Annotated in this window: 10 protein-coding genes; 4 read left to right on the top strand and 6 right to left on the bottom strand. The window is 65.3% G+C overall.

What is annotated here, in order from left to right; all coding sequences use genetic code 11:
* Positions 1 to 75 precede the first annotated feature (75 nt).
* Together P6U25_RS30920 and P6U25_RS30925 are read left to right on the top strand one after the other, a co-directional pair.
* Entirely contained in the window at positions 76 to 561 is a 486-nt protein-coding gene (locus tag P6U25_RS30920; RefSeq protein WP_407148528.1) for a tripartite tricarboxylate transporter TctB family protein, read from the top strand.
* A 9-nt stretch (positions 562 to 570) separates the two neighbouring features.
* The gene (locus P6U25_RS30925; RefSeq protein ID WP_407148529.1) at positions 571 to 2079 is read left to right on the top strand and encodes a tripartite tricarboxylate transporter permease; all 1509 of its coding nucleotides are present in this window, start codon (positions 571 to 573) and stop codon (positions 2077 to 2079) included.
* A 117-nt stretch (positions 2080 to 2196) separates the two neighbouring features.
* Here the strand turns inward: P6U25_RS30925 and P6U25_RS30930 are convergent, their stop codons facing one another.
* The 3 genes from P6U25_RS30930 to P6U25_RS30940 form a co-directional block, all read right to left on the bottom strand.
* Positions 2197 to 3042 carry an IclR family transcriptional regulator gene (locus tag P6U25_RS30930; protein WP_407148530.1) on the bottom strand — a complete coding sequence of 282 codons (846 nt, stop codon included), beginning with the start codon at positions 3040 to 3042 and terminating at the stop codon, positions 2197 to 2199.
* Positions 3043 to 3246: 204 nt separating this feature from the next.
* A complete protein-coding gene (locus P6U25_RS30935; protein WP_407148531.1) occupies positions 3247 to 4530 on the bottom strand; it encodes an MFS transporter in 1284 nt (427 codons plus the stop codon).
* Between the two features lie 167 nt (positions 4531 to 4697).
* On the bottom strand, positions 4698 to 6080 hold the full coding sequence (locus P6U25_RS30940) for a M20 family metallopeptidase (RefSeq protein ID WP_407148532.1): 1383 nt from the start codon (positions 6078 to 6080) through the stop codon (positions 4698 to 4700).
* A 222-nt stretch (positions 6081 to 6302) separates the two neighbouring features.
* Here P6U25_RS30940 and P6U25_RS30945 point away from each other — a divergent pair, with 222 nt between their 5' ends.
* Complete coding sequence (locus tag P6U25_RS30945) at positions 6303 to 7688, top strand: LLM class flavin-dependent oxidoreductase (RefSeq protein ID WP_407148533.1); 1386 nt, start codon at positions 6303 to 6305, stop codon at positions 7686 to 7688.
* A gap of 114 nt (positions 7689 to 7802) precedes the next feature.
* On the opposite strand, the gene P6U25_RS30950 is transcribed toward P6U25_RS30945, so the two are convergent.
* The 3 genes from P6U25_RS30950 to P6U25_RS30960 all read right to left on the bottom strand — a co-directional run bounded on the left by P6U25_RS30950 (position 7803) and on the right by P6U25_RS30960 (position 11415).
* Positions 7803 to 9467 carry a thiamine pyrophosphate-binding protein gene (locus P6U25_RS30950; RefSeq protein WP_407148534.1) on the bottom strand — a complete coding sequence of 555 codons (1665 nt, stop codon included), beginning with the start codon at positions 9465 to 9467 and terminating at the stop codon, positions 7803 to 7805.
* 152 nt (positions 9468 to 9619) lie between these two features.
* The gene (locus tag P6U25_RS30955; protein ID WP_407152663.1) at positions 9620 to 10138 is read right to left on the bottom strand and encodes a GFA family protein; all 519 of its coding nucleotides are present in this window, start codon (positions 10136 to 10138) and stop codon (positions 9620 to 9622) included.
* Between the two features lie 152 nt (positions 10139 to 10290).
* On the bottom strand, positions 10291 to 11415 hold the full coding sequence (locus P6U25_RS30960; protein ID WP_407148535.1) for an alkene reductase: 1125 nt from the start codon (positions 11413 to 11415) through the stop codon (positions 10291 to 10293).
* A 102-nt stretch (positions 11416 to 11517) separates the two neighbouring features.
* Between P6U25_RS30960 and P6U25_RS30965 the strand changes: the two genes are divergently transcribed.
* Positions 11518 to 11901: a winged helix-turn-helix domain-containing protein gene (locus tag P6U25_RS30965; protein WP_407148536.1), complete on the top strand. Its 384-nt coding sequence runs from the start codon at positions 11518 to 11520 to the stop codon at positions 11899 to 11901.
* Positions 11902 to 12046 lie beyond the last annotated feature (145 nt).

A 12046-nucleotide genomic window follows, 5' to 3' on the forward strand; every position in this document is an offset into this window, starting at 1 on the left:
CGGGCACCGTCGCCCTTCGAGGGCTACGCCGCGCTTCGCCGCCTCAGGGTGACGGTGGTCCAAAGGTGCTTTCAAATGAACGACCAAACCAACGTCAAATTCCGCCTCAACAACTCCGAGCTCTGGGGCGGCCTCATCGGGCTTGCGCTCGGCGGGTTCGTGATCTGGTCGGGGCTGAAGCTGAAGCTCGGCACCATCAACGATCCCGGCTCCGGCTATGTGCTGTTCTACACCGGCATCCTGATGTGCGCGTTCGCGGTCTCGATCATCGTCGCGGCCATCACCGAAGGCGGCGCGACCTTCACCTCGCGCTGGCAGCACGTGCGCTGGGGCAAGCCGGTCGTCGTCATCGTCTGCCTGACCGCGTTCGCCTTCGCGCTGGAGCCGCTCGGCTTCCTGCTCTCCGCGATCCCGCTGATGCTGTTGCTGCTGCGCCTGATCGATCCGGTGCGCTGGTCGCTGGCGATCCCGATTGCGATCCTTGCTCCACTCGGCATGTGGTGGGTGCTGAAGCATCTGCTCGCGATCCAGTTGCCGAGCGGCATGTTCGAGATCGGTTGAGGGCTGCCCATGGATACTCTGCTCAATGTCGCCCACGGCCTCGGCGTCGCGCTGCAGCCGGTCAACCTGATTTACTGCTTCATCGGCGTCTTCATCGGCACGCTGGTCGGCGTGCTGCCTGGCATCGGCCCGATCTCGGCGATGTCGCTGTTGCTGCCGGTCACGCTGTCCGGCACGCCGGAGTCCGGCATCATCATGATGGCCGGCATCTACTACGGCTCGATGTATGGCGGCTCGACCACCTCGATCCTGGTCAACATCCCGGGCGAAGCCGCCTCGGTCGTCACCTGCATTGACGGCCACCAGATGGCCAAGCAGGGCCGCGCCGGCCCGGCGCTCGGCATCTCCGCGTTCGGCTCGTTCATCGCCGGTACCTTCGCGCTGATCGCGTTGATGCTGGTAGCGCCCTCGCTCGCCAGCGTCGCAGTGGCGTTCGGGCCGGCCGAGTATTTCAGCCTGATGGTGCTCGGCCTCGTCGTGCTCACTTTCCTGACCCAGGGCTCTATGGCCAAGGCGCTGCTGATGGCCTGCATCGGCGTGGTGCTCGGCCTGGTCGGGCTCGACGGCATCACGGCGCAGCCGCGGCTGACCTTCGGCCGCCTCGAGCTGATCGACGGCATCGGGCTGGTGCCGGTCGTGATGGGCCTGTTCGGCGTCGCCGAAGTGCTGCTCAACACCGAGCAGGCGATCAAGCGCGACATCATCAAGACCAAGATCAGCCAGTTGCTGCCGAGCAAGGAAGACTGGAAGGCCAGCGCCGGGCCGGTGTCGCGCGGCACCGTGCTCGGCTTCTTCCTGGGCATCCTGCCGGGCGGCGGCGCGGTAGTGGCATCGTTCGCCTCCTATGCGCTTGAGAAGCGGCTGTCGAAGCATCCGGAGCGCTTCGGCCATGGCGCGATCGAGGGCGTCGCGGGACCGGAATCGGCCAACAACTCCGCGGCCGGCGGCGCCTTCATTCCGCTGATGACGCTCGGCATTCCGCCGAACGTGGTGATGGCGCTGCTGCTCGGCGCTTTCGTGATCCACGGCCTGCAGCCGGGACCGCTCCTGATCTCGCAGAACCCCACCCTGTTCTGGGGCATCGTCGCCAGCATGTATATCGGCAATCTGATGCTGCTCGTGCTCAACCTGCCGATGATCGGCATGTGGGTGCAGTTGCTCAGGTTGCCCTACAACGTGCTGTTCCCGCTGATCATCCTGTTCACGATCATCGGCGTCTATTGCTCCAGCAACAACGTGTTCGACGTCTACGTGATGATCGCCTTCGGCGTGATCGGCTATTTCATGCGCAAGCTCGGCTACGAGCCGGCGCCGCTGGTGCTCGCCTTCGTGCTCGGACCGATGCTGGAGAACAACCTGCGCAAGTCGCTGATCCTGTCGCAGGGTGACCTGACGACGTTCGTGGAGCGGCCGATCTCGGCGGTCTGCCTTGCGCTCGCGGTGGTGCTGCTCGTCGGGCCGCTGCTGCCGTCGCTGCGCCGGAAGCGCGAACTGGTGGCGCTGGATGAAGGGGCGTAGAAGCACCCCCGCTGTCACGGCATCGGCTCTCTGCTCCCTCACCCCGCTCTTGCGGGGAGAGGGTTGGGGTGAGCGAGCGAGCTGAAGCGAAGACCGGCGCCCCCACCAATGCTCGCGCTACCCCGTCTTCGCGCTCCGCCCGTTCTTCGGCGCCTGGGCCATCGCGCGCGCCAGCACCTGGGCTTCCTTCTTCAGCATGTCGGCAAGCTCCGCCTCGCGACGGCGAATGCGGTCGGAGGCCGCACCGATCGAGAGCGCGGCCACCACCTCGCCGGCTTCGTCGCGGACGGGAACGCCGACGCCGCCCATGCCGGGAAACGCGGCGTCGATCAGCACCGTGTGACCAACCTTGCGCGCCTGCGCGATGCGCTCGCGCAGGAATTTTGGCGTGATACGCGGCGACTTCGCCAGCCGCGGCACGATCACCTCGATCACGGCCTCGATCTCGGCGTCCGGCAGCCAGACCAGGAGCGCGAGCGCGCCGGCACCGACGCCGAGCGGACGGCGGCTGCCGATCTGCAGGTAGTTCGGTTGCAGCGGATGGCTGCCGACCGAGCGCGCCAGATAAAGCGCCTCGACGCCGGAGCGAACCGACAGCAGCGCCGTGTCGGCGGAGCGCTCGGACAGCCGCAACAGGCTCGGCTGCGCCAGCTCGGCAATGTCGACCGAACGCCGCGCCCCGACCGCCATCACCCGCGCCTCCTGGCCGAGCTCATAGGTCTTGGCGCCGGCGACCCGGCTGACGAAGCCCTCCTCGATCAGCGAGTTGAGGATGCGCAGCGCGGTCGCCTTGTTCAGCGACGTGGTGTCGGCGATGTCGGTCAGCCGCAGCGGCGAGCGCTGCGCCAGCACGCGCAGGATCGCGCAAACCTTCTGAATCGCATTGAACTTGTCGGGCTGCCCCGACTCCGGCCTCGACCTCTTCCGGCCGGCCCGTGCGGTCGCAGTCGTGGAAGCGTTCATGCCCTGCCCTCAATCGCAAACAGTGATCCGGACACGACATCCGTGATGGGACGAGGCCTCCGCGCGGGCCGCATCCTAAATCGGATAACACGCGCGGGACACCGTATACTTTCGTCAGGTGAAACTTTGATTTCGGCAATTTTACGCTGCTGTGCAACAACGTAGGTCCGTTGAATTTCGTGATACGAAATCTGAAGGATGCGGCTAGGCCAGCCGCATCCGGCGGATCGTGACCAGCGCACAAAGGCTGAGGATGCAGACGGCAGTGAGATAATAGCCCGGCGCGAGTTCGCCGATCAGCGCGAAGCCGCCCATCCAGGTCATGATCGCCGGCCCCATGCCGCCGAACACGGTGACGCCGATATTGTAGCTGAGGCCAAGGCCGGTCGCGCGCGTCTGTGGCGGAAACAGCTCCGACATCAGCGCGGCGAGCGGCCCGTAATACAGCGACTTGAGAACACCAAGCCACAGCACGCCGAGCAGGATGATTCCCGGGGTCGGCCTGCCGGTGAGCAGCAGGAAGGCGGGAAAGATCGAGATCAGCAGCAGCAGCGCGAACAGGATCATGTGCGTGGTCCGTCCGATCCTGTCGGAGACCATGCCGGCGATCGGCGCCAACAGCGCGACAGCCGTCTGCGCGGCAAACGAGGCGATGAAGCCGACCGACGGCGCCAGGTTGAGCGTCTTCACCACATAGGTCGGCATGTAGACGATCAGATAGTTCACCGCGGTCGAGACCGCGAGCGCGCCGATGGCGAGGATGGTAGCGAGCTTCTGCCGCGCGAACACTTCCTTGACCGGCGACTTGAGCTGAGCCGCCGGCGGCGGGGTCGCATCGTCGACATGGTTGCGGATGTAGATGCCGACGGGCCCGATCAGGACGCCGAACAGGAACGGCAGCCGCCAGCCCCAGGAGTGCAGGTCCTCCGGGCTCATCAGCGAGGTCAGGAGCGCACCGAAGCCCGCCCCCAACAGGCCGCTGACGCCCTGGCTTGCGAACTGCCAGCTCGCAACGAAGCCGCGCCGCTCCGGCATGTGCTCGACCAGGAAGGCGGTCGAGGAGCCGAACTCGCCGCCGGCGGAAAATCCTTGCACCAGCCGCGCCAGGATCACCGCGACCGGCGCCACGATACCGATCGTCTGGTAAGTCGGCATCAGCGCGAGCGCCAGCGTGCCCAGCGTCATCAGCACGATCGACAGCATCAGCGAGGCCTTGCGGCCGTGACGGTCGGCATAGGCGCCGAGCACGATGCCGCCGATCGGGCGGACCAGGAACGACAGGCCGAAGCTGCCGAAGGTCAGCAGCAGCGAGGTGGTCGGATCATTAGCCGGAAAGAATGCCTTCGACAGGTAAACCGCGAAATAGGCATAGACCGAGATGTCGTACCATTCGAGCGCATTGCCGACCGAGGTCGCGACGATCAGCTTGGTGATGTTCTTTTTCGCCGCAACGTCGATTTGGGTATTGAGGGGCGTTGTTAGGGTCATCTACCTTCCTTGGCCATCTCAGGCTTACAAATCGCTATGCCCAGCCATGTGCCGGCCGCAGCGGAATACTGAATGACGAGTTGCAAGCTCGACGTGTTCTCTTCACCTCTCCCCGCAAGAGCGGGGCGAGGGAGCCATCCAGTCTTTGCTTTGCGCAATGGCGTGCATCACTTCCGCGGCGTCTCGCCGAGATCCCAGAACAGGCCAGCCATGATGGTGAGCGCCTCTTCGGTGACCGGCAGCAGGATGTGCTCGTCGGGGGCGTGCTGCGAGCAGCCCGGATAGGAATGCGGCACCCAAATCGTGGGCAGGCCGAGCCCTTCCGAGAACACGTCGTTCGGCAACGAGCCGCCGAAGTTCGGCAGCACCGCGGGTGGCTTGCCGGTGGTCTTGCGGATCGAATCCGCCGCCCAGTCGATCCATGGGCTGTCCATGTCGGTGCGCGAGGCGGCGAAGCGCTGCGCGCCTGACACCTCCACCATCGGGAAGCCGTTCTTGTGCAGATGGTCCCGGACCGCGTCGATCACCTCGAGATATCGGGTGCCGACGACGAAGCGGAGCTGCAGCACGGCGCTGGCCTTGCCGGGAATCGCATTGGCCGGCTTCTCGATATTGCCCGACGACATCGCCAGCACTTCGAGCGTGTTCCACGCATAGAGCCGCTCCGCCGGCGTCAACCCCTCCTCGCCCCAATCGGGCGACAGCACCGGCTCGTCCGCCGTCGGCTCGATCTTCACGTCGGCGAGCGCGGCGCGGACCCGATCGGAGATCGGCGGAGGCTTCAGGATCTCGAGCTTCATGCGACCCTTGCCGTCGACCAGGCTCGCGATCGCATTCGCCAGGATCGTGGCGGGGTTGGCGAGCACGCCGCCCCAGTTGCCGGAATGATTGCCGCCCTCGCGCAGGTTGACATCGAGATGGATGCGGTTGCCGCCGCGGCAGCCGAGGAAGATGGTCGGCCGGTCCGCCGACAGCCGCGGCCCGTCGGAGGCCACGAACAGGTCAGCCTTCAGCTCCTCGCGATGCGCCTCGCAGACCTCGCGCAGATCGGGCGAGCCGATCTCCTCGCCGGTCTCGATGATGAACTTCGCGTTGAAGCCGAGCTTGCCGCCGCGGACCTGCCGCACGGCACGCAGCGCGGCCATGTTGATCGAATGCTGGCCCTTGTTGTCGGCGGTGCCGCGGCCATAGGCGCGCTCGCCCTTGACCGTGATCTGCCAGGGATTGAGCCCGTCGCACCACTCCCCGACCATGCCGTCGACGACGTCGCCATGGCCGTAGGTCAAGACGGTCGGCCGTGCTGCGTCTTCCTGGTAGTGGGCGATCAGGTATGGACCGCGGCCGGTCGGCGATTCGATCAGCCGGGTCTTGAAACCGAGCTCGGCGAAGGCTGGTTGCAGGTTCTCGACCAGATAGGCGCGAAGGGCATCGGCCTTGTCGGCATTCAGGCTCTCGGTCTGGTAGCCGACCCTGCGGTCCAGTTCCTTCAAAAACTGTCCCGATTGAAAATGCTCTCGCGCGATTGCGATTGCGTCGGCCCGTGTCGCCATGATTATTCCTTCGTCCGCTCAGGTCTCAGCGAGATCGCATCGCAAAATCGCCTCGCAATGCCGGATCATGCTCTGGATGCGGGCAACCTATCGGGATCGGAACGCGGGAGGAAGTGCCGCGATTGCGAATGGGCCTTGCCAAAACATGGGAAGTCGCAACAAGTTCGGACCGAAAACCCGGCCTCCGACCGGGCATGACTCGAAACGACCCAGGTTTCAACGATGACAAAACAAATCCGGCTCAACGCGTTTGCCATGAACTGCGTGGCGCATCAGTCGCCGGGGCTGTGGACCCACCCGCGCGATCGCACCAAGGACTACAACAAGCTGTCCTACTGGATCGATCTGGCGAAGACGCTGGAGCGCGGCCGGTTCGATGGCCTGTTCCTCGCCGACGTGCTCGGCGTCTACGACGTCTATGCCAACGGTCCGGATGCGGCGCTGCGCAACGCGGCGCAGACCCCGGCCAACGAGCCGTTGATGTTGATCCCGGCGATGGCCGCGGTGACCGAGAATCTCGGCTTCGGCGTCACCTCTAACCTCTCCTTCGAGCCGCCCTATCCGTTCGCGCGGCGGATGTCGACGCTCGATCATCTGACCAATGGTCGAGTGGGCTGGAACGTGGTGACTGGCTATCTGGACAGCGCGGCGCGCGGCGCCGGCAAGGATAAGCAGACCGCGCATGACGACCGCTATGAGCTCGCCGACGAATATATGGAGCTGGTCTACAAGCTCTGGGAAGGCAGTTGGGAAGACGATGCCGCGATCCGCGACGTCGCGCGCGGCATCTTCACCGACCCAAACAAGGTGCACCCCGTGCATCACGAGGGCAAGAACTACCGGCTCAACGCGATCCATCTCTCGGAGCCGTCGCCGCAGCGCACGCCGGTGCTGTACCAGGCCGGAACCTCGCCGCGCGGCCGGCAATTCGCGGCCGAGCATGCCGAATGCGTCTTCATGTCGGGCCCGTCATCCAAGGTGATCGGCCCGCGGGTGTCGGCGATCCGCGAGCTTGCCGCCGCGAAAGGCCGCAACCCCGCCGAGATCCTGATGTTCTCGATGATGTGCATCGTGGTCGCTCCTACCGAAGCGGAGGCGAAGGCGAAATATGCCGAGTATCGCAGCCACATCAGCCACGAGGGCGCGCTGGCACTGATGTCAGGCTGGACCGGTGTCGACTTCTCGACCTATGCGCTCGACCAGGAGGTCCGACACGTGCAGAACGACGCCGGCCGCTCCGCGATGGACAATGTCACCCGCGCCGATCCGGATCGAGTCTGGACTGTGCGCGAGGTCGCCGAACATGTCGGCATCGGCGGCGCCGGTCCCGTCGTGGTCGGCTCGCCCGACCAGGTCGCCGACAAGATCGAGCAATGGTTCGAGGAGACCGATGTCGACGGCCTCAACGTCGCGTTCGCGATCTCGCCCGGCGATTTCGAGGATATCGCCGACATGCTGGTGCCGGAACTGACCAAGCGCGGCCGCTACAAGCGCGAATACGCCAAGGGCACGCTGCGGGAGAAGCTGTTCGGCGCGGGCCGCGCGAAGTTGAACAACACGCACCCGGCGAGCCGGTATCGGGTCAAGCCGCGCGCGGCGGCGGAGTGATTGTCGCCGTCATTGCGAGCGAAGCAATCCACAGCTCCGCACATGCGGGAACGATGGATTGCTTCGTCGATTGGCTCCTCGCAATGATGACGCGGGGATTGAGCATGCTGACGCTCAATTCACCGCATTGCTCACCACCACCTCGATCAGCTTCGCACCCGGGCGGCTGAACGCCGACTTCATCGCGCCCTTCAGCTCCTGCGGATCAGTCACCTTGATCGCCTCGAGCCCGAGCGAGCGCGCGACGCCGGTGAAATCGACCGGTGGGTCGATGAAATCCATGCCGACGTAGTGATCGTCGCCGTGGAAGGCGAGCAGGCGCTGCTTGATGATGCGGTAGCCGCCATTGTTGACGATGACGAAGGTCAGCGGCAGCTTGTGGTTGGCCGCGGTCCACAGCGACTGGATCGAATACATCGATGAGCCGTCGCCGGAATAGCAGACCACCGGACGCTCTGGATTGGCGAGGCTGACGCCGACCGCCGCCGGCAGGCCCCAGCCGATGCCGCCCGAGGCGAGCGCGTGATAGCCGTAGCGGTCGCGATGCGGCCTCAGCCCGATGATCTGGCGCGATGAGGTCAGGCCCTCGTCAACCAGGATCGCGTTATCCGGCATCGCTTCGACGACTTGCAGCGCAAGCCAGTCGGGATCGATCGGCGAGGTGTGGCTGGCCTTCGAGATCTGCTCGACCAAGGCCTTGCGCTTTGCCGCCCAGTTCTTGGTCGCAAGCGCCGCGAGCCCCTGCTTGGCGCGCGCTTCCAGCGCGCTGCCGCCGCCCTGCTTCAGGGCCGGCACCAGCGCGCGCAGCGTCTCCCTGACGTCGGCCTTGACCGCGATCTCGGCGCCATAGTTCCTGGCGAGATCGCCGTCGACCAGACCGACCTGCACGATCGATAGCCCATCCGGCAACGGCTCGACTTCGCTGAAGACAGACATCCGCAAGGGATCGCCGCCGAGTGCGATCAGGAGATCGTGGGGCGCCAGCACGTCGCGGGCGACCTTCTGCAGCCGCGCGATCGCGCCCATGAAGCACGGACTTTCCGAGAGGAAATGCGCGCCGTATGGCGTCGAGGATTGCCAGGCCGGGCAACCCAGCGTCTCCGCAAGGTCGGCGGCCTCGCGCAGCGCATCGCTCTTGACGATCTCGTCGCCGACGACGATCACCGGCCGCTCCGCTTTCAGGATGCGCGCGACGAGCGCCCTCAGCGAATCGTCCGACGGTCGCACGCGCATATCGACGCGCGTGGAGCGGCCGAGTTCGATGCCGGCCTCGGAATTGAGGATGTCGCCGGGCAGCGAGATGAACACCGGGCCGGTCGGCGGCGTGGTTGCAATCTTGGCGGCGCGGCGCACGATCCGCGGCAGGTCTTCCAGACGCGTCACCTCGACCGCCCATTTGACCAGCGGCGCCGCCATCTGCACCAGCGGGCCATAAAGCACCGGCTCGGTCAGCCCATGGCCCTGCTCTTGCTGGCCGGCGGTGAGGATCAGCGGTGTGCCGGTGAAGCTCGCATTGTAGAGTGAGCCCATCGCGTTGCCGAGGCCTGGCGCAACATGGACGTTGCAAGCGACGAGCTTGCCCGAGGCGCGGCTGAAGCCGTCGGCCATCGCCACCACCAGGCTCTCCTGCATCGCCATCACATAGGTGAGATCAGGATGGTCCTTCAGCGCGTGCATGATCGGCAGTTCGGTGGTGCCGGGATTGCCGAACAGATGCGTGACGCCCTCGTCCTTCAACAGCGCCAAAAATGCCGAGCGGCCGGTAATGCGATTCTTCATGTTCCCTCCAGGCCTGTCAGCGCGTTGGCCGACGGGATCCAAGGAGATGACCAAACTTGCGCGGCCGGAGCAATCGAGCGGCCGGTCATGGCTGCATTCCACAGGCGCGCGCCTCTTCACGCGAGGCGACGTCGACTTCGCTCGGACGCGCTTCAGAACATCCCTTCCCGCTCGCTACGCTTCTTCTTTTTCGAGCGCTGCCAGACCACGCCGGGATAGCCTTTCAATGGCACCAGCGGCTCGCCAGTGTAAGCCCATTCCTGCAGTTCCTCGATCGCGATGTGATAGAGCGGCTGGCGGCCGGTGCGCCCCGAGAACAGCGCGCGCGGGATGTTGACCATGTGCGGAGCGCGCGCCCGCTCGTAGATAATCGGCGTGCCGCAATTGGCGCAGAAAGAGCGCGCGGTCTTGGTCGCGGGATCCTCATAGTGCGAGAGCTCGCTTGCGCCTTGCGTAATACGGAACCGCTTGCGCCAGCTTCCGACATAGGTCGCGTAGGCCGCACCATGCGCGCGGCGGCTGGCCTGCGTATGGTCATGCCACGCCCAGCGCGCCGGCACATCGATCTCGAAGCGCACCTTGCCGCACAGGCACTGGCCCGCCGCAGGCTTTGCCAGCGCCACCGGCTTCGGTTTCTTCGCTGGCTGGAACTCATCGTCTTCCGGAAACATCGGGTCGCTCCGTTTGCCCATCGTCATTGCGAGGGCTCGCGACAAAGTTGCAAAGCAATTTTGCGCTGAAGCGACGAAGCAATCCATCCCTCCGCACACGGAGATATATGGATTGCTTCGCTTCGCTCGCAATGACTGCAACCAGTGTGGCCCTACGCCCGCGCCATCTCGTCATGAACGGGATAATCCGTGTAGCCCTTCTCCTCACCGCCATAGAACGTGGCGCGGTTGTAGGGCGTCAGCGGATAACCACGCTGCAAGCGGCGCGGCAGGTCCGGATTGGAGATGAAGTAGCGGCCGAACGCGATTGCGTCGGCATGGCCTTCGGCGACCGCGCTCTGCGCGCTCTCGCCGACGAAGTTGCCGGCCGTCATCAGCACACCGCTCCACATCGGGCGATACAGCACCATCGCCGACGGCACGTTCTGCCAGTCGACCTCCGCACGCCCCGTGCCGGAAGCGCGGGGCTCGATGAAATGCAGATAGGCGAGCCCGAGCTTGTCCAGCGCCTTGATCGCGTGGCTGTACAGCGGCATCGGATCGGCCTCGCCGCTGCCGTTGGCGATGCCGTAGGGCGACAGCCGCACGCCGACGCGGTCGGCGCCCCAGACATCGATCGCGGCCTGCGTCACCTCGAGCAGGAAGCGCACGCGGTTCTCGATCGAGCCGCCATATTGATCGGTGCGGAGGTTGCTGCGCGACTGCAGGAACTGCTCGATCAGATAACCGTTGGCGCCGTGGATCTCGACGCCGTCGAAGCCGGCGGCGAGCGCGTTCTTGGCCGCCTGGCGATAGGCCTCGACCATCAACGGGATCTCGCGGGTCTCGAGTGCGCGCGGCGTCTCGTATTCGACCACCTTGCCATCGGCCGTCATCGTCTTGAGCGCGGCGATCGCCACCGCCGACGGCGCAACGGGCAGCGCTCCATCAGGCTGGTATGAGGAGTGCGAGACGCGGCCGACGTGCCAGAGCTGCAGGAAGATGAACCCGCCCTTGGCATGGACGGCGTCCACCACCTTGCGCCAGCCCGCGATCTGCGCCTCGGTGTAGATGCCGGGGACACCGGGATTGCCGAAGCCGGTCGCGGCCACGGGCGAGGCCTCGGCGATGATCAAGCCGCCGGGCGTGGCGCGCTGCGCGTAATATTCTGCATTGAGCGGCCGCGGCGCGAGGCTCGGCTTTGCCGCCCGCATCCGCGTCAGCGGCGCCATCACGACGCGGTGCTTGAGCTGATAGGGACCGATCTTGAGCGGAGAGAACAGCGACGGAGGATTCATGCCTGCCCCGAATGTGTGGTTTTCCGTTATGTAACGGGTTCATCTTGTTCGCAAATGCCACTAGTGGCAATCTGATTGCCAAGGCGAGAAAGCAGACACTCCATGCCGAAATCGAGCGCCACATCGCTGCCCTCCCTCAGCCTTCGCATCGACCTCGATGCCGAGGACCGCATCGGGCCGGGCAAGATTCAGCTCTTGGAAAACATCCGGGAGTGCGGCTCGATCTCCGCCGCCGGCCGCGCCATGGAGATGAGCTACAAGCGTGCCTGGGATCTCGTCGACGAGATCAACCGCATCTGCCGGCAAGCCGCGGTGGAACGGCAGACCGGCGGCAAGAATGGCGGCGGCGCGATGCTCACCCCATTCGGCCTCTCGCTGGTGGCACGCTACCGGAAGATCGAACGCGATGCGGCGCTCGCCGTGCGCAAGGACCTCGAGGCGCTGCGCAGCGACATCGGCAAGCCGAAGAAGGCTGCGGGGCGATAGACGCAAGAACGGCGGCCGTCGCAGGGGCGCGTTGTGAAAATATCGAAAACAACCCCATACAAAGGAGCCGGCGGCGGCTTCGACAATGCAACTTGACGCGTCGGGCAAATCCGGGATATGCTTCTAATATTCCGAAATCATCCAG

Source organism: Bradyrhizobium sp. ORS 86 (assembly GCF_045571475.1).
GTDB lineage: Bacteria > Pseudomonadota > Alphaproteobacteria > Rhizobiales > Xanthobacteraceae > Bradyrhizobium.